This window comes from Dermabacter sp. Marseille-Q3180 (assembly GCF_940792985.1).
Lineage (GTDB): Bacteria > Actinomycetota > Actinomycetes > Actinomycetales > Dermabacteraceae > Dermabacter > Dermabacter vaginalis.
This window is the reverse complement of record NZ_CALNWU010000001.1, coordinates 273,737-296,906: the sequence shown is the minus strand read 5'-3', so window position 1 is coordinate 296,906 and position 23,170 is coordinate 273,737. Positions and strand designations below refer to the sequence as shown.

General features: G+C 62.2%; 22 protein-coding genes. 15 read left to right on the top strand and 7 right to left on the bottom strand.

What is annotated here, in order from left to right:
- The first annotated feature begins 34 nt into the window (after positions 1 to 34).
- Positions 35 to 2,695, top strand: coding sequence for an aconitate hydratase AcnA (gene acnA / locus NBW56_RS01390; protein WP_250257696.1), 2,661 nt, complete (start codon positions 35 to 37; stop codon positions 2,693 to 2,695).
- A gap of 210 nt (positions 2,696 to 2,905) precedes the next feature.
- Here the strand turns inward: acnA and NBW56_RS10130 are convergent, their stop codons facing one another.
- The 5 genes from NBW56_RS10130 to NBW56_RS01365 all read right to left on the bottom strand — a co-directional run bounded on the left by NBW56_RS10130 (position 2,906) and on the right by NBW56_RS01365 (position 8,961).
- Positions 2,906 to 5,140, bottom strand: coding sequence for a CAP domain-containing protein (locus tag NBW56_RS10130; protein ID WP_284346079.1), 2,235 nt, complete (start codon positions 5,138 to 5,140; stop codon positions 2,906 to 2,908).
- Between the two features lie 330 nt (positions 5,141 to 5,470).
- Positions 5,471 to 6,268, bottom strand: coding sequence for a type I methionyl aminopeptidase (gene map / locus NBW56_RS01380; RefSeq protein WP_250257695.1), 798 nt, complete (start codon positions 6,266 to 6,268; stop codon positions 5,471 to 5,473).
- Entirely contained in the window at positions 6,265 to 7,233 is a 969-nt protein-coding gene (locus NBW56_RS01375) for a COX15/CtaA family protein (protein ID WP_126846126.1), read from the bottom strand. Before NBW56_RS01375 ends, map begins: the two co-directional genes overlap by 4 nt.
- Before the next feature lie 37 nt (positions 7,234 to 7,270).
- Positions 7,271 to 8,065, bottom strand: coding sequence for an ABC transporter permease (locus NBW56_RS01370; protein ID WP_250257694.1), 795 nt, complete (start codon positions 8,063 to 8,065; stop codon positions 7,271 to 7,273).
- Positions 8,062 to 8,961 (bottom strand): ABC transporter ATP-binding protein, encoded by a 900-nt coding sequence (locus NBW56_RS01365; protein WP_250257693.1) that lies wholly within the window; start codon positions 8,959 to 8,961, stop codon positions 8,062 to 8,064. Before NBW56_RS01365 ends, NBW56_RS01370 begins: the two co-directional genes overlap by 4 nt.
- Positions 8,962 to 9,147: 186 nt before the next feature.
- Here NBW56_RS01365 and NBW56_RS01360 point away from each other — a divergent pair, with 186 nt between their 5' ends.
- Genes NBW56_RS01360 through NBW56_RS01335 form a run of 6 tightly spaced genes read left to right on the top strand, consistent with a single transcriptional unit; the run spans position 9,148 to position 14,036 of the window.
- Complete coding sequence (locus tag NBW56_RS01360) at positions 9,148 to 9,954, top strand: helix-turn-helix transcriptional regulator (RefSeq protein ID WP_150333188.1); 807 nt, start codon at positions 9,148 to 9,150, stop codon at positions 9,952 to 9,954.
- On the top strand, positions 9,951 to 11,378 hold the full coding sequence (sufB, locus tag NBW56_RS01355) for a Fe-S cluster assembly protein SufB (RefSeq protein ID WP_250257692.1): 1,428 nt from the start codon (positions 9,951 to 9,953) through the stop codon (positions 11,376 to 11,378). Before NBW56_RS01360 ends, sufB begins: the two co-directional genes overlap by 4 nt.
- Positions 11,378 to 12,571, top strand: coding sequence for a Fe-S cluster assembly protein SufD (gene sufD / locus NBW56_RS01350; protein WP_250257691.1), 1,194 nt, complete (start codon positions 11,378 to 11,380; stop codon positions 12,569 to 12,571). The genes sufB and sufD overlap by 1 nt, the downstream gene beginning before the upstream one ends.
- 6 nt (positions 12,572 to 12,577) lie before the next feature.
- On the top strand, positions 12,578 to 12,907 hold the full coding sequence (locus tag NBW56_RS01345; RefSeq protein WP_126846626.1) for a Rieske (2Fe-2S) protein: 330 nt from the start codon (positions 12,578 to 12,580) through the stop codon (positions 12,905 to 12,907).
- A gap of 15 nt (positions 12,908 to 12,922) precedes the next feature.
- On the top strand, positions 12,923 to 13,675 hold the full coding sequence (gene sufC / locus NBW56_RS01340) for a Fe-S cluster assembly ATPase SufC (RefSeq protein WP_065247882.1): 753 nt from the start codon (positions 12,923 to 12,925) through the stop codon (positions 13,673 to 13,675).
- Positions 13,676 to 13,715: 40 nt separating this feature from the next.
- The gene (locus NBW56_RS01335) at positions 13,716 to 14,036 is read left to right on the top strand and encodes a metal-sulfur cluster assembly factor (protein ID WP_250257690.1); all 321 of its coding nucleotides are present in this window, start codon (positions 13,716 to 13,718) and stop codon (positions 14,034 to 14,036) included.
- Positions 14,037 to 14,125: 89 nt separating this feature from the next.
- Here NBW56_RS01335 and NBW56_RS01330 read toward each other — a convergent pair whose 3' ends face one another.
- A complete protein-coding gene (locus tag NBW56_RS01330) occupies positions 14,126 to 15,403 on the bottom strand; it encodes a dicarboxylate/amino acid:cation symporter (RefSeq protein WP_250257689.1) in 1,278 nt (425 codons plus the stop codon).
- A 105-nt stretch (positions 15,404 to 15,508) separates the two neighbouring features.
- Complete coding sequence (ald, locus tag NBW56_RS01325; protein ID WP_250257688.1) at positions 15,509 to 16,621, bottom strand: alanine dehydrogenase; 1,113 nt, start codon at positions 16,619 to 16,621, stop codon at positions 15,509 to 15,511.
- Positions 16,622 to 16,869: 248 nt separating this feature from the next.
- On the opposite strand from ald, the gene NBW56_RS01320 reads away from it, so the two are divergent.
- From NBW56_RS01320 to coaBC, 8 genes are all read left to right on the top strand, one after another.
- Positions 16,870 to 18,474, top strand: coding sequence for an ABC-F family ATP-binding cassette domain-containing protein (locus NBW56_RS01320; protein WP_250257687.1), 1,605 nt, complete (start codon positions 16,870 to 16,872; stop codon positions 18,472 to 18,474).
- 120 nt (positions 18,475 to 18,594) lie between these two features.
- The gene (gene efp, locus NBW56_RS01315) at positions 18,595 to 19,152 is read left to right on the top strand and encodes an elongation factor P (protein WP_065248752.1); all 558 of its coding nucleotides are present in this window, start codon (positions 18,595 to 18,597) and stop codon (positions 19,150 to 19,152) included.
- The gene (gene nusB / locus NBW56_RS01310) at positions 19,115 to 19,657 is read left to right on the top strand and encodes a transcription antitermination factor NusB (RefSeq protein ID WP_250257686.1); all 543 of its coding nucleotides are present in this window, start codon (positions 19,115 to 19,117) and stop codon (positions 19,655 to 19,657) included. The genes efp and nusB overlap by 38 nt, the downstream gene beginning before the upstream one ends.
- A 15-nt stretch (positions 19,658 to 19,672) precedes the next feature.
- A complete protein-coding gene (pyrR, locus tag NBW56_RS01305) occupies positions 19,673 to 20,236 on the top strand; it encodes a bifunctional pyr operon transcriptional regulator/uracil phosphoribosyltransferase PyrR (RefSeq protein ID WP_250257685.1) in 564 nt (187 codons plus the stop codon).
- 257 nt (positions 20,237 to 20,493) lie between these two features.
- Positions 20,494 to 20,820 (top strand): integration host factor, actinobacterial type, encoded by a 327-nt coding sequence (gene mihF / locus NBW56_RS01300; protein ID WP_065247876.1) that lies wholly within the window; start codon positions 20,494 to 20,496, stop codon positions 20,818 to 20,820.
- Positions 20,817 to 21,404, top strand: coding sequence for a guanylate kinase (gene gmk, locus NBW56_RS01295; RefSeq protein WP_250257684.1), 588 nt, complete (start codon positions 20,817 to 20,819; stop codon positions 21,402 to 21,404). Before mihF ends, gmk begins: the two co-directional genes overlap by 4 nt.
- A gap of 114 nt (positions 21,405 to 21,518) precedes the next feature.
- The gene (gene rpoZ / locus NBW56_RS01290) at positions 21,519 to 21,860 is read left to right on the top strand and encodes a DNA-directed RNA polymerase subunit omega (protein ID WP_055088047.1); all 342 of its coding nucleotides are present in this window, start codon (positions 21,519 to 21,521) and stop codon (positions 21,858 to 21,860) included.
- Positions 21,861 to 21,876: 16 nt separating this feature from the next.
- Positions 21,877 to 23,139: a bifunctional phosphopantothenoylcysteine decarboxylase/phosphopantothenate--cysteine ligase CoaBC gene (gene coaBC / locus NBW56_RS01285; RefSeq protein ID WP_250257683.1), complete on the top strand. Its 1,263-nt coding sequence runs from the start codon at positions 21,877 to 21,879 to the stop codon at positions 23,137 to 23,139.
- Positions 23,140 to 23,170: the final 31 nt, after the last annotated feature.

The window sequence follows — 23,170 nt, the reverse complement described above, 5'->3', positions numbered from 1 at the left end:
ACAACGATCGACCGCACTTGCGATAGGAGCCTCGATGAGCACGGTGAATTCTTTCGGCGCGAAGACCTCCCTGAGTGTCAACTCGCGCGAATACGAGATCTATGCACTCGACGCTGTTGAGGGGTACCGTCGGCTTCCCTACAGCCTCAAAGTGCTCCTTGAAAACCTTCTGCGCACTGAAGACGGCGAAAACATCACTGCCGCCCACGTCCAGGCGCTCGCCAATTGGGATCCCCAGGCCGAGCCGAGTGAGGAAATCCAGTTCACGCCAGCGCGCGTCATCATGCAGGACTTCACCGGCGTGCCCTGCATTGTGGATCTTGCGACGATGCGCGAAGCGATGAGCGACCTCGGCGGCGATCCCTCCAAGATCAACCCCCTTGCTCCTGCGGAAATGGTGATCGACCATTCCGTCATGATCGATGTTGCAGGTCGCATCGACGCACTCGAGCTCAATATGGATCTCGAGTTCGAGCGCAATCGCGAGCGTTACCAATTTCTCCGTTGGGGCCAGGGCGCGTTTGATGATTTCAAGGTGGTCCCGCCGGGCACGGGCATTGTCCACCAGGTCAACATCGAGTACCTCGCCCGCACCGTCATGACTCGCGAGGTTGACGGCGTTGTGCGCGCCTATCCCGATTCGTGCGTCGGCACCGACTCGCACACGACGATGGTCAACGGTCTCGGCGTGCTCGGCTGGGGCGTTGGCGGGATCGAGGCGGAAGCGGCCATGCTCGGCCAGCCCGTGTCAATGCTCATCCCGCGAGTCGTGGGCTTCAAGCTCACTGGCGAAATCCCGCCCGCCGCAACCGCTACCGACGTTGTCCTCACGATCACCGAGATGCTCCGCAAGCACGGTGTCGTGGGCAAATTCGTGGAGTTCTACGGCGAAGGCGTTTCGCAGGTTCCCCTTGCGAACCGCGCCACGATCGGCAATATGAGTCCCGAGTTTGGCTCGACCGCCGCGATCTTCCCGATCGATGATGTCACTCTCGACTACTTGCGCCTCACGGGCCGTGACGACGATCAAGTGGCCCTTGTCGAGGCTTACGCCAAGCGTCAGGGGCTCTGGCATAACCCTAAGAGGGAAGCGGAATACTCCGAATACCTCGAGCTAGACCTGGCAACCGTCGTCCCCTCGATCGCCGGGCCCAAACGCCCGCAAGATCGCATCGTGCTCACCGAAGCCAAAGAAAGCTTCGCGAAATCCCTGCCGGCCTATGCCGAGAACACCTCGAACCCCACTTCGGTTAAAGGAACCGATTACACGATTGACCATGGCATCGTCTCGATCGCCTCCATCACGTCGTGCACGAACACGTCAAATCCCTCGGTCATGATGGCCGCGGGGCTGCTGGCGAAGAACGCGGCTGAACGTGGCCTCGACGTCAAGCCTTGGGTGAAAACGTCGATGGCACCTGGCTCGAAGGTTGTCACCGACTACTACGAGAAAGCCGGCCTGTGGCCGTTCCTCGAGAAGCTTGGCTTCCACCTCGTCGGGTACGGCTGCACGACCTGCATCGGCAACTCCGGCCCTCTCACCCCCGAAATCTCCGAAGCCATTGCCGAGGGCGACCTTGCCGTGACCGCTGTGCTGTCTGGCAACCGCAATTTCGAGGGGCGTATTAACCCCGACGTCAAAATGAACTACCTGGCTTCGCCGCCCCTTGTCATCGCCTACGCGCTTGCCGGCACGATGAACTTCGACTTCGACTCCGACCCGCTCGGGCACGATGCCGAGGGCAACGCCGTGTTCCTTCGCGACATTTGGCCGACTCCCGCCGAAGTCGAACACACGATCGCCGAGAACATCACGCAGGAGATGTTCGAAAACGACTACTCCGATGTCTTCGCCGGCGATGAGCGTTGGCGCGGCCTCGACACTCCTGACGGCGACACGTTCTCGTGGAGCGACGACTCGACCTACGTGCGCAAACCCCCGTACTTCGAGGGGATGAGCATGGAGCTTGAGGCGATTCGTGACATCGAAGGTGCGCGCGTACTCGTGAAGGTCGGCGACTCGACGACAACCGACCACATCTCGCCCGCGGGTGCCATCAAGGCCGACTCGCCGGCCGGGCGCTACTTGCGCGAGCACGGCGTGGATCGTAAAGACTTCAATTCCTACGGCTCGCGCCGTGGCAATCACGAGGTCATGATCCGTGGCACCTTCGCGAACATCCGCCTCAAGAACCTTCTTCTCGACGGCGTCGAAGGTGGTTACACGAGGAACTTCCTCACCGGTGAGCAGAGCTTTATTTACGACGCCGCCCAGGACTACGCCGAAGCGGGAATCCCGCTCGTCGTGCTCGCCGGCAAGGAGTACGGTACCGGCTCTTCTCGCGACTGGGCAGCCAAGGGCACGAAGCTGCTGGGCGTGCGCGCGGTCATCGCCGAGAGCTACGAGCGCATTCACCGCTCAAACCTGATCGGCATGGGCGTGCTGCCGCTGCAGTATCCCGCTGGCGAGTCGGCTGAAAGCCTCGGCCTCACGGGCGAAGAAACCTTCTCCATTTCTGGCGTGAGCGCTCTTAACGAAGGCGTCACCCCGAAAACCGTCTCCGTACGCGCAACGCGCGAAGGTGAAGAACCCATCGAGTTCGATGCGCTCGTGCGCATCGATACCCCCGGCGAAGCCGACTACTTCCGTGCCGGCGGTATCCTGCAGTACGTCCTGCGCTCGCTCGCCGAGTAGGGGAGAGCCGGAGCCGCTTCACTGTTCCGCAGCCCGCGTATCGCCTGATGCGCGGGCTTGTGGCGTCGCATGGCTCGAAAGCGATGCCGCTTCGCTCGGGTCCGGGCACGTTGCTGATTTCCCAAACCCCCACAACCCCTATGCAATCGACGAAGGAGGGGCTGCTTCGGGATGAGGCAGCCCCTCCTTGGGATTACGGGAGCGGCGAGGTCACTCCGCGGGAACCTCGATAGTCGTGGTGTAATCCTTCTTCGTCGGCTCTTGAGCCTCAACGCGCTGCTGCTCTGCTTTCGCGTCGTCAGCTTTCGCCTGCGCTTCATTCAGCTCGTTCTCGGCATCCGACGCCGCTTTGTTGTCGCGAGCGGCGTTTGATTCTGCCTCGCCTACGATCTTACTTTGATTGTCGACCTTGGCCTGCTGCTGCTTGCGTGCAGTTTCGGCCTCAGGCGCGGCGGCTTCCGCCTCGGCGAGGTCAGCCTGAGCCTTAGAGGAGGCATCCTCGCTCTCGGTCTTCCGAATGTCTGCGTCGCCCTTAGCCCTCTTGGCGTCTTCGAGATCCTGATTGCTCTGGTCGGCTTCGGCCTGGGCCGCGTCGACCTTGGCCTGTGCTTCGCTGATGTCCGAATCGAGGTTCTTCAATTCATCGACCCGCGGGGCTTCTTCAAGCTCAGAAATCCGCTTATCAACACCGCGGCGCACGCCCTTCGTGTAGTCGAGGCCGTCCTTGCCGCCTTCCCACTTGTCGTACTCGGTGGTGTTGCGATCGTCAACCGTGTGGGCGAGCTTCGTGCCACCCGTGACCGCGATTGCACCCTCGGGCACGTACTCGCCGCCAAGATTTTCGGGCATGCCCTTCGACTTCGGGACGACGGTGGTGGAGTTAGCCTCGTGGGCATCGTCCTTGATGAAGAACATGTTCGTGCCATAGACCTGGCCGTCGTCGCCCTTTGCAAGGCCCATACCAGCGTGCGAGAAGGTCTCGTCAAGCATGTTCTTGTTCTGGTCATCCGACTTTTGCCACTGCTCGAACAATGCATCGGCGCACTCGCCGACGGTTGCCGCGTCGGTATTGCAGTTGGACTTTACGACGTTCTCGCTGCTGTAGCCTTCTTCGTCCCTATTCGAGTGCGTGAAGTCCTTGCTCGTGGCCATAGTCGTGGACCAGCCTGCGGCCTTGTCGTTGAACACCGGTGCGTACACGAGTTCGTTCAGACCGTTCTTCACGCGGTAGTCGTTCACACGCTCCGCGAGGGCGTCGGAGAGGGCACGAAGCTGGTCTTCCGAATTCAGTTGTGCGAACTCGAGGTTGCTCTGAATCGCAATGTTGTCACGCTTGTCGGAAAGCACCTCGAGCTGCTTGGTGGCCTGCTCGAGCTTGCGATCGGCATCCTGCTTCTTCTTCTCGGCGTCGGTGACCTTCTTCTCAGCGGTCTCAACGTCGGCGGCGGCCTTCTCCGCTTCGACCTTCAGCTTCGCCGCGAGGTCGCGCTTCTGGGCGAGATCGCCCGTACCGGGCATGGCAGCGACGAGTTCGTCGAGCTTCGCCTTCTCGGCTTCGTAGGCGCTTTGCGAAGCGGAAGCCTTCGAACGTGCGTTCTCGGCGTTTTGTCGCGCCTCATTCAATGCCGCATTTGCGCGATCTGCTTTGCGGGTCGCGTTATCGAGCTCGTTCTTCCATGCATCGAGGGCGGAGTTGTAGCCCTTCTCATCGAAAGCGGCGATCGTCACCGTAGGAGAGTCGTCGGGTTTGCCCGGCTTTCCGGGCTTGGGGTTTCCGGGTTCCGGAGCGGGATTGCTCGGTTTGCCCGGCTTGTGCGGCTTCGGAGCTGGCTTACCGGTACCGTCGCCAGGTTTTTCGGGTGTGGGATGTGGCTTCGGCTGCGCGGGCTTCGGCTCCGCCGGTTGCGCCACCACGTTGCCCGGGAAGGGACCCGGGCCGTTCGAGGGATCCTGTGCGGGCGGAATCGACGCATCGGATTCACCGTGAGCAAGTGCGGTATCAGGCGTGACCTCAAAGGCCGGCCTCTGCTGGCCTGAGCCGTTTTCGCGAGTATTTTCGGGCGTACGGCCTGCACTCAACTCGGAGTCACCCTGGGCACGTCGACGCCCGCTGCTGTCCGAGCTTGCATCGCTCTCGGCGTTCACGTTGGAATCTTGGCCGGAAGCACGGTTCCTCTTCCGTGCCCACTGCTGCGCAAGGGACTCCCCAGAATGGTCTTCCTCTTCCGAGGACGCGGGGGACGAATCCACGGAACCCGGAAGCCTGTCCTCCGTGTCATCTGTGCTCGTCGAGGAGCTCGAAGACGAATCCGCACTGGCCGTCACACTTGAGGACGGCGACTGCGCGGCGTCGTTGGACGCACTGCCACCGGAGCACGCAGCGAGGAGCGACAAGGAGAGTCCAAGGCCGAGGACCGGCCCAAGCTTCTTACGGGTGAGGGTCATGGAGAGTCTCTTTTCTGTGCTCGAGTGTCTCGGCCACCGTTGCCATCGCTGTTCGCCACTGAGGGAAAGAGTGTGGTGGGCAGTGTTTTCGGATCGGGGTCTGGCCTGGGCCGCTACGGATATTACTACTTACACCGTTTCGAACGAAGGCGGGGAGCGACCATGCCGTTACCAAAATGTTACATTGCGGTGAATTTTATCGCGAGGGGGCTAGAAGGGGAGGGGCCCTGGGGTTTGAGGCGCGAATGAGCGCTGGCAACCGTCGGAATTCACCGCCCACGGGCTCGCGTAGCGCGGACAGGTGCAGGGCAGGGGTAACCCCCACAACGACTATGCAATCCGGGGGAGGTCAGGGGTGCGAGCCGTCACGATGATGGGCTCGTCCTTCGTGACGATGAGGGTGTGTTCCGCGTGCGCGCCAGTTGAGCCATCCCCCGATTCGACGGTCCAGCCGTCGCGTTCGGTGATGCGCATGACGTCGGTCGTGGGCGTGAGGAACGGCTCGACCGTGAGCGCCATACCCTCGCGCAATCGTTGGCCCGAGCCCGGCGGCCCGTAGTTAGGTACGAAAGGTGCCTCGTGCATCGTGCGTCCCACGCCGTGACCACCGAACTGGTGATTGATCGTGTACCCGAGCTCGGCAGCGCGCGACTCCACCGCATGGCCGATGTCGCCCACGGTGTTGCCCGCGCGGGCCACGTCGATGCCGGCCCACATCACGCTTTCGGTATCTCGAATGAGTTTGAGGTAGTCCTCGCGCTGCTCTCCCACAACGATTGAGAGCGATGAATCCGCGACCCATCCCTCGAGTTCGATCGCGAAATCCATGGAGACGAGGTCCCCGCTTACGAGATTGCGATCGTAGGGGCGGCCATGGAGCACCGCATTATTGACGCTCAAGCAGATAACTTTTCCGAAGGGGGAGCCGCCGAAGCTGGGGTGGTAGTCGATGTAACACGAGGTCGCACCGGCCTTGCGAATCATGCGGTGGACCTCGGCGTCGATGTCGAGGAGGTTATCGCCAACGGAGACGGTTTTCTCAAGCGTTGCGAGCACGCCCGCCACGAACTCGCCCGCGGGTTTGATTTCTTCGGGGGTTGGGTAACGTTTCGTGCGGAACAGGCTCATTGCTGCGCCTCCTTTGAGTGGTCGTGCGGTGCCGTGCCTTCCCCGATCGGGTACCACGTGAACAGGCTTGCGCCGAGCCACGCGATGCCCGCGGAGAGCAGGGCCGCGCCAAACATATGCAACCCCACGAGAGCCTCGGGTAGGCCGGTGAAATATTGGATGTACCCGATCGCGCCCTGGAGGAGCGTCACGACCGTGAGGGCAATGAGAGCATTCTTCGCCCGAGTGTGCGCCTTTGTGATCATAAGGATGATGGCGACACCGAGCAGAAGCCCGCAGAAAAGCCATACGAAATCGGCGTGAAGCCACGCGATTTTCGCCGGGTTGAACGGGAAGCGTTGCGGGGTGTTGGCGTCACCGGAGTGCGGGCCTGAGCCGGTCGTAAGAGTTCCAAGAATCAGCACCGCAAACCCGACGGCAGCAAGTGGCCAAAAAACGAATTGAGCGCCGCGGTTCACGGCAAGTCTTGCAGAACCGTTGCCCTCGTAAAGTCGGTAGACCAAAACCGCGGAGGACGCCACGAGAATTGGCGAGACGATGAAGTGCACCGACACGAAGAAGGGGTGGAGGTGGAGGTAGACGACGAGCATGCCCCACACCGCCTGGAAGAGCGTCAGCGCGAGCGGCACCCACGAAAGACGCACGAATCCCGCGCCTTTGGCGCGAAGGTGCTTATAGGTTGCGACGAGCACGAGGATCGCGAAGATGAGCAACACGAGCGTGAGGGCACGGTTGCCAAATTCGATGAAGGGGCGCAGGCCCGATTCGGGGTGATACCGCGGCGTGAATTGTCCCGGTTCGCAGTGCGGCCACGAGGAACAGCCGAGCCCCGACTTCGTCAAGCGCACGATGCCGCCCGTCACGATGATGCCGATTTGGCACGCGAGATTGATCCAAAAAATGACGTAAATCCAGCGATTGTGGCGCTCGGCAACGGCGCGTGGTGTGCTCTTCGGAGAGGTCATGCGCCAAGTGTAAGAAACCCCGGCCGGGACCCGCGGCTCAGCTGCTCGTCCAGCGGAAGAATCTCACCGTCAGGCCGCCAAAGAGGGCGGCCCAAATCGCAAGGAGCGCGAGCGACCATAGGGAGGGCGCGTGCCCCGAAAGCGCAGCGGTGAGGGCATTCGTGGCCGCCGCTGACGGTAAGAGCGCGACGATGGCGTCCAGGGGAGCCGGGAAACTCTTCGCGGGAATAGCGACACCGCCCACGGCAATGAAGAGGAGGAAGAAGATATTGGAAAGCGCGAGCACAGCCTCCGTACGGAGCGTACCCGCGATCAAAAGACCGAGGCCTCCGAATGCGCACGTCGCGAGAATCCACGCCGGGATCGACCACAGGATTTCGCTTACTGTGGGACGCCATCCGAGTGCGAGTGACAGCACGCCGAGAACGACGATCTGCAGGATGTGGACGAGGGAGAGGGCGCCAAGTTTGCCGAGCATGTACCCGCCCCGGCCGAGCGGTGTCGTGGCAATCCAGCGCAGCACACCATTACGGCGGTCAAAACCCGTGGAGATCGCCTGGGAGGTGAGCGAGGTCGCGATGATCGCCGTGACGGCCGTCGCAGCAACCGCGTCGGAAATCGAAGGAATGTGGCCACCAAAAAGTGCGGGCGAAACGGGAATGAACCGAAGACCGAGGAGCACCATGGCGGGCAGCATGAGCGAAACCATGAGCTGTTCGCCGTTCGTGAGGAGTGCCCGGGCTTCGAGTTTCGCGTGTGCGGCGATTCGCTGCGGTGCTCGTGCGGCGCGGGTACCGCTCACACTGGGCGAATGACGATCGGCGATGCTCACTTTTGCTCCTTCGTTGAGTGCGTGGAGAGCGTGACAAGGATGTCCTCGAGCGAGGCGGGGCCACGATTGACCGTGAGCGAAACCCCGTGCGCCGTCGCGGCTTCGCGCACGGCACGCTCGAATCCCGTGAGATTTTCTTGTGCTGGGGCTGTCGCCGAGACGTCGAGCGCGAGCGCTGTGCCATTCCCGAGGGTGTTTTCGACGTCGGCGAGGGTACCGTCGGCCCGCACGACGCCACCGGAGATCACGATGATGCGATCGGCAAGTGAGGCGATGTCGTCGAGCGCGTGGGAGGTGAGGATTACTGCTGCCCCTCGCTCGGCTTCCGCGCGGATCAGTTCACGCGTGCGGCGCTTGACGGCCGCGTCCATGCCCGCGGTGGGCTCGTCGAGGAAGAGGACATCCGGTTCTCCGAGCAGTGCGAGCGCGAGGCTGAGGCGCTGGCGTTGCCCACCGGAAAGGCGTCGCACGAGCGTTGAGGCAAAGGCGTCGATGCCCAGTTCGCTCGAGAGCGCGCGCCAGTTTCGAGGGTGCGAATAAAGGCAGGAAGCGTATTCGAGAAGATGCTTCGCAGTGGCACCGGAGGTAAGCCCGCCGTCCTGAAGCATCACGCCCACGCGAGCGCGAGTCTCGGCGTCGTGAGTGCGGGGGTTGCTTCCGAGGAGTCGAACTTCGCCGCCATCGGGGTTGAGAAGCCCGGTGGCGCACGCAATGGTCGTCGATTTTCCCGCGCCATTGGGGCCAAGAAGAGCGGTGATCTCACCAAAATTTGCCGTGAGGCTGACGTTTTCGCACGCCGTCACGTCTCCGAATTGTTTCCTCAGGTTCGCGATCTCGAGGGCCGACGCTGGCGCCGCCTTCGGTGAACCCTTGACTGTGGTGGTGTTCTTGCCCATGGCTCTCCATCGTACTGTTCCGCGCGCTTCCGGGAGGCGAGGCCCGGGGCCGACGGTTGCTTGGCGATCGATGCGTGGTGTGACTTACACCGCGGCTTAGCGGGACTTAGGTAACCCTCCCTATCTTTTCGAAACTTGCGGCTTGTAGAATCGGAGCGTCCACCGTTTCGGCGAGAGGAGGATGTCGTGAATGCTCGCACTGATGCGCACGCATCGGATTCAACGCGCGAACGTCTCATCGAGGCCATCAGCGTCGACGGCCCCATCGCCGCTGGCGACCTTGCCGAACGGTTCCACCTCACGGGCGCGGCCATCCGTCGGCACCTCTCCCAATTACACGCCGAAGGCATTATTGAGGAAAAGGAAGCACCTAATCGCCCCCGTGGTCGTGGACGGCCCCGCAAAGAGTTCGTGCTCGCCGCGAAAGCCCCCGACACCGATGCGAACTCACGCGAATGCGAAAGCCTCGCGCTTCTCGCGATGAGGGAACTCGAGCGCGCAGGCGGTCACGAGGCACTCGTGACGCTCGCAAAGGCGCGAACTTCGGAGTGGGAAGCCGAATTTGAGAGGCGGTACGAGCGCGAAAATGCGAGGGGAGAAGTGCCCCCATCCAAGCGCGTGCGCCTCGTCATCGACCTTCTCAAGGAACTCGGGTACGCCGCGTCACTGAGGCCCGTGACGGTGACCGTTGGCCCACCCGGGAAAGACGGCGCCTCGACGCGTACCCTCACAACCGTGCAAATGTGCCAGGGGCGCTGCCCCGTCCAGGACATCGCGGCCAAGCACCCGGAGCTGTGCGAGGTGGAAACCGCAGCGCTCTCGCGTATGCTCGGCGTCCCCGTCCAGCGCCTCTCCACCCGAGCGGCAGGCGCGCACGTATGCACGACCCACTTGACCCCCGCCATGAGCGCAGCGATCGCCGAGTCCATGGCGGAAGGGGAACTTGCCTCGGACGTCACCACAGATTTGCTCACAGAAGGAAGGAAGCCATGACGACTGCACCAGAGCAGCTCAGTCAGGACGAGATCATTGCGTCGATTGGCAGCTACGAATACGGCTGGCACGACACGGATACGGCCGGTGCCGCCGCTCAGCGAGGGCTGAGCGAGGACGTCGTTCGGAACATCTCGCACCTGAAGAACGAGCCGGAATGGATGCTCAAGCGCCGACTGCGCGCCCTCTCGCTCTTCGAAAAGAAGCCGCTTCCCACGTGGGGTGCGGATCTGAGCGACATCGATTTCGACAACATCAAATACTTCGTGCGCTCGACCGAGGGTCAGGCGAAGAGCTGGGAAGACCTCCCCGAAGACATCAAGGCGACCTACGACCGCCTCGGTATCCCCGAAGCCGAGAAGGAGCGCCTCGTCGCGGGCGTCGCCGCCCAGTACGAGTCCGAGGTTGTGTACCACCAGATCCGCGAGGACCTCGAGAAGCAAGGCGTCATCTTCGTGGATACCGACACGGGCCTTCGCGACTACCCCGAGATCTTCGAGGAGTACTTCGGAACGGTCATCCCCGCGGGCGACAACAAGTTTGCGGCCCTCAACACCGCCGTATGGTCGGGCGGCTCGTTCGTGTACGTCCCGAAGGGCGTCCACGTGGAAATTCCGCTCCAGGCCTACTTCCGCATCAACACGGAGAACATGGGCCAGTTTGAGCGCACGCTCATCATCGCCGACGAAGGCTCGTACGTGCATTACGTCGAGGGCTGCACGGCGCCGATTTACAAGTCGGATTCGCTGCACTCGGCCGTCGTCGAGATCGTCGTGAAGAAGGATGCCCGCGTGCGTTACACGACCATCCAGAACTGGTCGAACAACGTGTACAACCTCGTCACGAAGCGCACGACCGTGGAAGAGGGCGGCACGATGGAGTGGGTCGATGGCAACATCGGCTCGAAGGTCACCATGAAGTACCCCGCGGTGTGGCTCCAGGGTGAGCACGCCCGCGGCGAGACCCTCTCGATCGCCTTCGCAGGCGAGGGCCAGCATCAGGACACGGGCTCGAAAATGGTGCACATGGCGCCCCATACGTCGAGCTCAATCGTGTCGAAGTCGGTTTCGCGTGGCGGCGGTCGGTCCTCGTATCGCGGCCTGGTCCAGGTCAACGATGGCGCACACCACTCGGCCTCGAACGTCCTCTGCGATGCTCTCCTCGTCGATCAGATCTCTCGAACCGACACCTACCCGTATGTCGATGTTCGCGTGGACGACGTGCAGATGGGCCACGAGGCCACCGTCTCCAAGGTCAGCGAAGAGCAGCTGTTCTACCTCATGAGCCGCGGTCTCGAAGAGACCGAAGCCATGGCCATGATCGTGCGCGGCTTCATCGAGCCGATTGCGCGTGAACTCCCCATGGAGTACGCGCTCGAGCTCAACCGCCTCATTGAACTGCAGATGGAAGGAGCCGTGGGTTAATGACCACGACGGATCATTCGAAAGCACAGCTCGAATCCGAAGGCGTCGCCCTTCCCGGTGAGCGCAGCGGCCTCCTCTCGCGCGCGACCCGTCACGCCGCGTTCGGAATCGACAACCACGAGATTCCGACCGGCCGTGAGGAAGAGTGGCGCTTTGCAAGCCTCCGCCAGCTCGCCCCGCTTTTCGAGGCGCGCGAGACCCACGTTGAAGAAAGCGTCGTGAGCTACGAGGTCGAGGCCCCCGAGGGCATCGTCGTCGACTCGCTCGGGAAAAAGGAAGCCCCCCGCCACACGGCGATCCTCCCCGAGGACCGGATCGCTGCGGCAGCCGCCGAACTCACCGCGAACGCGCTCTACCTCAAAGCTCCCTCGAACGCCGAGATCAGTGAGCCGGCGCGCGTCGAGATCGGGGGACACGATGCCTCGGTTGCGAGCCACGGCGAGATTGTGCTCCACACCGAAGCGAACGCCCGCGCGACCTACGTCGTCAACCACACGGGCTCGGCACTCTATGCCCAGAATGTCGAGATGATCCTCGACGAAGGTTCCGAGATGACCGTGATCGCGATCCAAGACTGGGCCGACGACGCGGTGCAGGTGTCCACCCACGTCGCCAAGATCGGCAAGGATGCGCGCCTCAAGCACATCGTCGTCACGCTCGGCGGCAAAGCCGTGCGCGTCAACTCGACCGCGACCTTCGCGGGCCCCGGTGGCGAAGTTGAACAGGACGGCCTGTACTTTTCCGACGAAGGCCAGCACCTCGAACACCGCCTTTTTGTGGATCACTCCGCGCCAAACTGCACCTCGAACGTGCTCTATAAGGGCGCACTCCAGGGCCGCGGTGCGCGCAGTGTCTGGGTGGGCGATGTGCTCATCCGCAAGGAGGCCGAAGGCACCGAGACCTACGAAATGAACCGCAACCTTGTGCTCACCGAAGGGGCGCGCGCCGATTCGGTGCCGAACCTCGAGATCGAGACTGGCGAAATTGAAGGCGCAGGACACGCCGCCGCGACGGGTCGATTCGACGATGAGCAGTTGTTCTACCTCATGGCACGCGGCATCTCCGAAATCGAGGCTCGCCGCCTCGTTGTGCGCGGTTTCTTCCAGGAGCTCATCCAGAGGATCGAGGTTCCTGAGGTGCGTGAGTACCTCACGGAGCAGATCGAGGTCGAGCTGCAGCGGAGCATGAACTAAATGTCCATGACACACACGGTTGCACACCTCGAAGACCTCGCCCCTGGAACGGTCATGGGCATAGAGGTCGAAGGGGTCGAGATTGCTCTGGCGCGCGATACAGATGGAACTGTGCACGCGCTTGGCGATCTGTGCACCCACCGCAGTGTCAACCTCTCCGATGGCGACGTCGAAGACGGCGCCCTTGAGTGCTGGAAGCACGGCAGTCAGTTCGACCTTCGCACCGGCGTGCCTCGGCAACTTCCCGCACATGTTGCAACACCCGTTTATCCCGTCACGATCGACCAGGCGAGCGGCGCGATCAGCGTCTCGCTCGACCCCATCGAACTTTCCTGACTCGAAAGGAACATCATGTCCGTTCTTGAAATCAAGGACCTCCACGCAACCGTGGAAACTCCCGAAGGTACGAAAGAGATCCTGAAGGGCGTGAACCTCACGCTCCGCTCGGGCGAAACCCACGCGATCATGGGGCCGAACGGCTCCGGTAAGTCCACGCTTGCCTACTCGCTTGCGGGCCACCCGAAGTACGAGATCACCTCGGGTGAGGTTCTCCTCGACGGCGAAGACGTTCTCGAGATGAGCGTCGACGAACGTGCGAAGGCCGGCCTCTTCCTCGCGATGCAGTACCCGGTCGAGGTTCCCGGCGTGACCGTCTCAAACTTCCTGCGCACCGCGAAGACCGCCGTTGCCGGCGAGGCTCCGAAGCTTCGCGAGTGGGTCAAGGATGTGAACTCCGCAATGGAGAAGCTTCGCATGGATCCGCAGTTCGCGCAGCGTAACGTGAACGAAGGCTTCTCGGGCGGCGAGAAGAAGCGCCACGAGATTCTCCAGATGGAGCTCCTGCGCCCGAAGATCGCGATCCTTGACGAGACCGACTCCGGCCTCGACGTCGACGCGCTTCGCGTCGTCTCGGAAGGCGTGAACCGCGTCAAGGAGGAGAGCGACCTCGGCGTCATGCTCATCACGCACTACACGCGTATCCTCAAGTACATCAAGCCCGATTTCGTGCACGTGTTCGTGAACGGCCGCGTCGCGGAAGAGGGCGGCCCCGAGCTCGCCGAGCGTCTCGAGGCCGAGGGCTACGACCGCTTCCTTACGGCCTGAGCGCCGCACGACTGCGACTACCTGAAAGGACGGCTTAGCAATGTCCGAATCCAAGGATGTGACCGCTGAGGACGTCACCGAAGCCCTCAAGGACGTGATCGATCCCGAACTCGGGATCAATGTTGTGGACCTTGGCCTCGTGTACGGGGTCACGGTCGAGAACGGTAACGCCGTGATCGACATGACGCTCACGAGCGCCGCGTGCCCGCTTCAGGACGTGCTCGAAGATCAAACCTTCGCCGCACTCGACCCGATTGCGGAGACGCACCGCATTAACTGGGTGTGGATGCCGCCGTGGGGCATGGAGCGCATCACCGAGGACGGCAAGGATCAGCTCCGCGCGATCGGTTTCAATATCTAAAAATGTTGCGGCAGCGCCGCGACTCAAAAGAAGGGTGGCCAGCTCGTGTGGAGCTGGCCACCCTTTCTGGGTGCGGGAGGCGTCGGAACCTACAGCGCTGGGCTTTCGGCGCGCGGTGCTGCGGCGAGGGCCTCATCTTCAGCTCGCTCGCGATCTCCCTTGCCCATCCAGTCTTTGCCGTCGATCATGCGGGCAACGAGCATCGAGGAGGAATTGTCGCCAACGGCGTTGATCGTCGTCGCGGGAGCATCGATGATGGTGCCGATGATCGAAATGACGGGCAGGGCCGTGGTGGGAAAGCCGTAGAGCGTGATGATCATGAGCTCACCAACGAATCCCCCCGAGGGGATGCCGCTCATGACCATGCCGCTCAAGAGGGCGATGCCCACGGCGATGAGCATGTTCTCGACCGTGAAGAGATCTCGCTGGAATAGCGTGAAGAGGAACGAGATTTTGAGGATCGCGGAAAGCACGGAGCCTTCCATGTGGATCGTCGCGCCGATAGGAATGATCGTTTCGCGAATATCGCGGGGGACACCGGTGCGCTGCGCAGCCTTGAGGTTGGCCGGAAGGCAGGCAACGGAGGAACCGGTGCCGAGCGCGATGGCGGTGGGCTCGAGGATGTTGCTCCAAAAGCGCTTGATGCCCTTCGCTCCGCCAGCAATATAGGCGTAAAGCGTGAAGGCCACGCAGAAGTAGACGATCGTGACGGGGAAGTAGATCACGAAGGCGCGGACGTAACCGCCCACGAGCTGTGGGCCGAGCTCACCGATGAGAGCGGCGAAATAGGCACCAAGGCCAATCGGTGCGTAGTACATCACGAGCGAGACGAGCTTCAAGAACACGGCACTCGCTGACGTGAGAAACTCGCGGAAAGGGTCACCAGCCTTGCCAATTCCGCTCGTCGCGAAGCCCACGAGCACGGCAAAGATGATGAGCGCGAGCATGTTGGAGGGGGAGAGGAGCTCACCGAATTCGCTCACGGTGAGGGTCTGCACGATCTGGTCGCCGATCGATTCCGGTTTTTCCACCGCGCCGGGATCCGTAAGCGTGATGTTGAGCGGCTCGCTTGAGCGGAACAGCCACAGCACGGTGAGCATGATGATGGCCGCGAGGATGCCGGTGGAGATAAACACGAGCATCATCGAACCCATGATTTTCCCTAGGCGCTTTGCTGATTCCATGGCGGCAACCGATGAGGCAATGGAGAAAAACACGAGCGGCACCACGAGCGTGAACATCATGTTCACGAACACCACCCCGAAGGGTTTCACCACGGCGGCATCGGGGCCGAAGACGAGTCCGGCGATTGCGCCGAGGATCACGCACGTGAGAATAATGAGGGGGAATCGATAATTTCGCAGCATGCGTGCATTATCCCAGCTTTGGCCCGCTACAAGCGGAATTGAGGGCGTGGTGGGCTGGGATGTTCCGCACAGCCCGCCCCCGACCTTTGACGCGCGAGCCGAACGCTAACTCAGCATGGTGCGTGCATCGCGGCTTTCACGTCCGTGACTCTCGGCGACCTCCGTGTGCAGCAGTTCTCCGCGGTACGTCGAAAAGCCGGAGAGGAGCCCAGCGTGGCCCGCAATGCCGGCGATTCCACCGTTCGCGAGGGCACGGACATACGGGAGGCTCGCCCCTGCGAGGGCAACGCTCGCGGTACGGGCCACGGCGCCCGGCATATTCGCGACACAGTACACGGTGGCGTTTCCCACGCGGAAGGTTGGATCATCGTGGGTCGTGGGCGAAGAAACCTCGGTGCAGCCGCCCTGGTCGATGGCAACGTCAATGACGATCGAGCCGGGGCGCATCGCCTCGATCGTTTCTCGTTTGAGGAGTTTCGGGGCTGCACGGCCAGGTAGGAGAACCGAGCCCACTACAACATCGGCATCGCGAGCGAAGGTATCGATCGCTTGCGCGTTGGAGAACCCCGTCGAAATACGTGTGCCGTGGATGCGGTCGAGATCGGCGAGGCGAGAGGAATTGATGTCGAGCACGGTCACGCTCGCGCCCATGCCTGCGGCCACAAGCGCGGCTTGTTCGCCGACGATACCTCCTCCCACGACGAGGACCTTTGCTCTTGCCGTTCCGGGCGCACCACCCATGAGCACGCCGGTTCCGCCAAAGGGCGACATGAGTTGGTGCGCGGCGACCTGTGCGGCGAGCCGACCCGCGATGATGCTCATGGGGGCGAGCAGAGGCAGGGAGCCGTCGGATCCGCGCACCATTTCGTACGCAAGCGCCGGTGTTTTGGCCTCGAGCAGGGCATCCGTGAGTGGGCGCGAGGCCGCGAGGTGCAGGTACGTGAACAGGATCTGATCCTCGCGGAGGAAGCCGTACTCGCTCTCGAGCGGTTCCTTCACCTTGAGGAGCAACTCGGCCTCTTCCCACACCTCCTTTGCCGTGGTCGCGATACGGGCGCCTGCTTGCTCGTAGTCCCGGTTCGTAAAGCCCGCGTTTACGCCCGCATCCGTTTCCACGATGACCTCGTGGCCTGAGCGGATCAATTCTTCAACGCCAGCGTGGTGCATGGACACGCGGTATTCGTTGTTCTTAATTTCCCTGACGATGCCGATCTTCATGGCGCTTCATCACCCTGTTCCGCAGCGCGCCGTCGCGCCGCCAATTGTCTCCACCCATCGTGACGCACGAGGGCCCCTCGTTCAAGGGAGACGAGGAAAGATCTGAAGCTCCGGAGGGCGCGTGTGGAATCCGCTACCCGGTGAGGCAGAGTCCGACGGTTGCACGGCCTTCAGCGCACGCGCCTGATTAGACTTGTGCGCGGCCCACAACGGCCAAGCCCTACCACCATCTGTTTGCAAAGGACACCATGATCACGGTCCATGACCTCGAGATTCGCGTGGGTGCACGCATGCTGATGAGCGGCGTGAACTTTCAGGTGGCGAAAGGCGATCGTGTAGGTCTCGTGGGGCGCAACGGTGCGGGCAAGACGACGCTCACGCGTACCCTCGCGGGCGAACGTGAGGCTGCGGCTGGATCGATCGATATTCGCGGGCAGATCGGCTTCTTGCCTCAAGACACGACTGAGGGGGATCCGAAGCAAAAGGTGCTTGCGCGCATCCTCGAGGCCCGCAACCTCGCGCGCATTTTCGAAAAACTCGCGCAGAGTGAGCATGACATGGCCGACATGAGCCTCAGCGAAAGCAAGCGTGAGAAAGCGATGGATCGCTACGTGCGGTTCAACAACGAGCTCGAGGCCCAGGGTGGTTACGCCGCCGAGGCGGAGGCCAAGCAACTCGCGGCCAACCTTGGGGTTGATAACCGGCTGCTCGAGGCTGAGCTTGGCACCCTCTCAGGTGGGCAGCGTCGCCGCGTTGAACTCGCGCGCATTCTGTTTTCACAAGCAGAGACACTCGTTCTGGATGAGCCCACGAACCATCTCGATGCCGATTCGATCGTGTGGCTTCGTGAGTTTCTCATGCAGTACCCGGGCGGCATGATCATCATTTCGCACGACATTCAGCTCGTCGAACACGTGGTCAATAAGGTGTTCTACCTTGATGCAAACCGCCAGGTCATCGACGTGTACAACATGGGCTGGAAGAATTATCTGCGCCAGCGTGAGGACGACGAGAAGCGCCGTAAGCGCGAACGTGCGAACGCCGAGAAGAAAGCCGCGACCCTCCAGGCACAAGGCGAGAAGATGCGCGCGAAAGCGACGAAAGCCGTTGCTGCTCAACAGATGTTGCGTCGAGCTGAAAAACTCCTCGATTCCCTCGAGGAAGAACGACAGGTTGAGCGAGTGGCGAAGCTGCGGTTCCCGAAGCCTGCTCCGAGCGGAAAGACGCCACTGAGCGCCGAAGGGCTTTCGAAGAGCTACGGGAGCCTCGAGATTTTCACCGACGTGAACCTCGCGATCGATCGTGGCTCGCGCGTTGTTGTTCTCGGCCTCAACGGTGCGGGGAAAACCACGCTTTTGCGTCTGCTCGCGGGCGTCGAAACACCAGACACGGGTGAGGTGGTTGCCGGGCACGGGCTGAAGCTCGGCTATTTCGCGCAGGAGCACGACACACTCGAGCTTGAGCGCACCGTTCTCGACAATATGCAGCGCGCCGCGGGCGATCTTCCCGAGGTTGAGGTCCGTAAGATCCTCGGCTCCTTCCTCTTTCAGGGAGATGACGTGCATAAGCCCGCCGGGGTGCTCTCCGGTGGCGAAAAGACTCGCCTCGCCCTCGCGACCCTGGTGGTCTCGAGCGCGAACGTCTTGCTTCTCGACGAGCCCACGAACAACCTCGACCCCGCGAGCCGCGAAGAAATCCTCGGCGCCCTCAGTGCCTTCGAGGGAGCGATCGTGCTCGTGAGTCACGATCCCGGCGCTGTCGCCGCGCTCAACCCCGAGCGCGTGCTCATGATGCCCGATGCGGTCGAGGACCTCTGGAACGCCGAATACGAAGAACTGATCGCGCTCGCGTGAGAAGGATCAAGGGGAATCCGGCAACCGTCGGAAAACTCCGCGCCCGAAGGGCGCTAAAATTAAGGATTGTGTGCGCCCTCGAAGGGGCGCGTGCGCAACAGCAACCTCGAACGGAGAATCATGGCAAGCACTAACGACCTCAAGAACGGAATGGTTCTGAAGATCGACAACAACCTCTGGAGCGTTGTCGAATTCCAGCACGTCAAGCCCGGTAAGGGGCCGGCGTTCGTGCGCACCAAGCTCAAGAATGTTCTCTCCGGCAAGACCGTGGACAAGACCTTCAACGCGGGCGTCAAGGTTGAGACGGCGACGATCGACCGCCGCGACATGCAGTACTCGTACAAGGATGGCGACCTCTTCGTGTTCATGGACACGACAACCTGGGAGCAGGTCAACGTGACCGCCGAGGTCGTTGGTGAAGCCGCGGATTACATGCTCGAAGGGCAGGATGCGGTCGTCGCGTTCTACGAGGGCACCGTGCTTTTCGTTGAGCTTCCCGCCTCGGTTGTTCTTGAGATCACCCACACCGAGCCGGGCCTCCAGGGCGACCGCAGCTCGGGTGGGACGAAGCCCGCGACCCTTGAAACCGGCCTCGAAATTCAAGTGCCGCTCTTCCTGGAGCAGAACACCAAGGTCAAGGTTGACACCCGCACGGGCGACTACCTCGGGCGCGCCTGAGATGCCGTTCGATCCGCTGGATCTGCCGCTCCCGGGGCGCGAGGGCGACGAGGTCGAACTCGTCAAGACCCTCCCGTCTCGGGCGGGGAAGTTTGGGGCCAAGACCAGGGCGCGTGTGCGCGCGATCGACGTGCTCTTTGAAGCCGACGCTCGCCAGGTCGGCGTTGAGGACCTCGCTGAGCAGCGCACGGTTACCTCGACTGCGCAAACGCCGCTGCCGGAAGCCGCAAAGCAATTCGCGCTCCTGTATGCCGCGCACGCCGCCGATGTTGACGACACGATCGCCTCTCATTCGGAAGCCTGGACACTTGAACGCATGCCGGCTGTTGACCGTGCGATCCTGCGCATGGGGGCCGCTGAGATCCTTCACGGTGTCGGCGTCGATTCACCCGTGCTGCTCAAGGAATACACGAGCGTTGCCTCCGAACTGTCCACCGAGGATTCGGCCTCGTTCGTCAACGCGCTTCTTCAACGCGTGGCCGACGCGAAGGACCTGCTCGGATAAGGAAGGGAGCCCTCCATGGCCGAGGATCTGCGCACGGAAGTGTTCAAGGCGGGCGATATTCGCCGCGCCCTCACTCGTATCGGCTATGAGATCGTCGAAGGCGAAAAAGGCGCCGATGATTTCGTGCTCATGGGAATCCACAGCCGTGGTGTGCCACTCGCTCGCCGCATCGCCGAGGCTATTGCGCGGGCAGGCAACACCGAACGCAATCCCGAGGACATCGTTGGAGAGCTCGACATTACGCGCTTTCGCGACGATCGCACATCGCAGCCCGTGCGCGCGGAGCGCGAGACTCGGCTCCCAGCCGGCGGTATCGCAGGGCGTACCGTCGTGCTTGTTGACGACGTTCTCTATTCGGGGCGTACGGTGCGAGCGGCGCTCGATGCGTTGAGCGCCCTCGGGCGTCCGGCTGCCGTGCGGCTCGCAATTCTCGTTGATCGTGGCCACCGGGAGCTCCCGATTCGCGCAGATTTCGTGGGAAAGAACCTCCCTACGTCGAGACGTGAGCGCGTAAGCGTGCTGCTCGAGGAAGTCGATGGCGTGGACTCCATTGTTCTTGAAAAACCAGTGATCGCCTGATCGAGGTGATGGCGAGCCCGAGAACCATGGGCGATTGGGCTGCTCAAGGTGGCATTTAGGTCATGGAATGGCAATAATTCAGCGTTCTTCAAGACTTTATCAACTTGGTGGGTAACTCTATACGTAGCTCCGAGCCGGGCGGTCTGCCAGTTAAGTGCAGTCCGCTAGGTGGGGGCACTCGAAGGTTTGCTGGGTGTTTCTTATGGAACCCCACGAGAATGGGTGAAAACCCACCGATAGATTGAAGAGGTAAACACGTGGCTCTCCCCACTTTGACCCCCGAAGCGCGCAAAGCCGCTCTCGAGAAGGCCGCACAGCTCCGCCAGGAGCGTGCACAGGTGAAGAACCGCCTCAAGAATTCGACCGGCAACCGCGGCGAGGAAATCGCGAAGCTTCTCGAAGAAGCAAAGACGAGCGAAGCCGTCGCGAGGCTCAAAGTTTCCGCGATGCTCGAATCGCTCCCGGGCATCGGCAAGGTGAAGGCCGCCCAGATCATGGAGGAGATCGGCATTTCCCCTTCTCGCAAGATGCGGGGCCTTGGCCGCCACCAGGCGGAAAAGCTCATCCAGCACTTCGCAGAGTGAGGCCCTCCGATCCGGCCGGGGTGAAGCGCGCTCGGGTCGTTGTGGTAGCTGGCCCCACCGCCGTGGGTAAGGGGACCGTGACGCGCAGGCTTCTCGAGCGCTACCCCGACGTGTACCTGTCGGTATCGGCAACCACGCGAAGTCCACGCCCCGGTGAAGCTGATGGGGTTCACTACTTCTTTTGGAGCCCTGAGAAGTTCGACGACGCGATAGAGCGGGGCGACATGCTCGAATGGGCGCTCGTGCACGGCCAAAATCGCTATGGCACCCCCAGAAGCGCGGTCGAAGAGGCGTGCGCCCAAGGGCGGCCCGTGATCCTTGAGATTGACCTTGATGGCGCCCGCCAAGTGCGCCGAACGATGCCCGATGCGCGCTTCGTGTTTCTCGCCCCACCGAGCTGGGACGTCCTCGTGGAGCGTCTCGTGGGACGCGGCACGGAAACTCCGGAGGAGCAGCAGCGCCGACTCGAAACCGCACGTGTCGAAATGGCGGCGGAGAATGAATTCGACGTGACGATCGTGAACGACGACCTCGATGAGGCTGTCGATGCACTCGCCCGTGAGGCCGGGCTCGGCGTCGCGTGAATGACATCACCGCTTGTCGCTGCCGCTAGGGGCCTGTTTCGGGTAAACTGAGTCCTTGCGCGCTCGTCATGGACGAGTGCCGACATCTGACTTCACACTAGGAAGGGACGTTTCGTGCCTGGAACCGTAGCCCAGCCCGAAGGCATCACCAACCCACCGATCGATCGTCTGCTCGAGACCGTCGATTCGAAGTACGCCCTCGTGCTCTACTCGGCGAAGCGTGCGCGTCAGATCAACGCTTACTACTCGCAGGTCGAAGATGGCCTCCTCGAGCACGTCGGTCCGCTCGTGGACACCGAGCCTCAGGAGAAGCCGCTTTCGATTGCACTTCGCGAGATCGACGAAGGTCTGCTTGAGGCGAAGGAGATCGATGAAAACGCTCCGAAGCCTCCCGCGCGCGAACCTCTCACGCTCGGGGATGACGCCCCCGAGGTACCGATCGACTTTAACCTCTAAGCACGAGGTTTCGACGATGCCCGCATCGCCTTCCTCAATACCGCTGCGTCCTCTTGAGGGCCTTCGCGTCATCGTAGGAGTGTGTGCGGGCATCGCTGCATATAAGGCGGCGCATGTGGTGCGCGCTCTCGCCGAGCTCGGCGCTGACGTGCGCGTAGTTCCCACGAAAAATTCACTCGAGTTTGTGGGGGCGGCCACGTGGGAAGCGCTCAGTCACAATCCCGTGCGCACCTCGGTTTTCGAGGACGTGGATTCGGTGGCGCACGTGAGGCTCGGCCAGGAGGCCGACGCTATCCTCGTCGTTCCTGCGACGGCGGATTTTATGGCGAGTGTGCGCATGGGCAGAGCGGATGACCTCCTCTCGGCGTCGCTTCTCGTCACGCGGGCCCCGGTGATTTTCGCTCCCGCGATGCATACCGAAATGTGGGAACACCCCGCGACTCGCGATAACGTTGACGTGCTCCGTTCTCGTGGTGTGCACGTGATCGAGCCCGCGAGTGGTCGCCTTACGGGTGCCGATACCGGTGTGGGGCGTCTTCCCGAGCCCGAGGCGATCGTGCAGTTCACCCAATCGGTTCTCGCGGCGGGGGAGCGTGAGCGCGATCTTGAAGGTTCGCACATCGTGATTACCGCCGGTGGTACGAGCGAGGCACTCGATCCGGTTCGAGTGCTCACCAATCGTTCAAGCGGCAAGCAAGGTGCTGCGCTCGCGCGTGCCGCGTGCGTGCGTGGGGCTCGTGTGACGCTTGTCCTCGCAGGTTCGAATATCGTGCCGCCCGCGGGGGTTGAGGTCGTGCGAGCCGTGAGCGCGGCGGACCTGGCCTTGGCCGTGCGCGAGCTCGAAGGGAAAGCTGACGCACTCATCATGGCCGCCGCCGTCTCCGACTTCACCCCGGAGGCTTCAGGTAGCAAAATCAAGAAGCGTGAGGGCGAATCGGGGCTCACGCTGCACCTGACGGAAACCGAAGACATCCTGCGTGGCCTGACGGAGCGGCGAGTCCCAGGTCGCCGGCCGCGTGCAATTTGCGGCTTCGCAGCCGAGACCGGAGATGAGCACTCGAGCGCCCTCGCGCACGCGAAACGCAAGGCTCAAGCGAAAGGCGCAGACCTCCTTGCCTTTAACGACGTGAGTAAAAACGGTTTCGGATCCGATCACAACGAACTCACGTTTCTCGGCTCCAGCGGTGAGATTCTCGGCGCGGCGTCAGGGTCGAAAGACGAGGTCTCTCACGCGATGCTCGATCACGTTGCTGCGCTCCTCACTCGTGAGCACGGCTAGCCGTGTGGTGCGCCCTCATTCTCTCCACTAG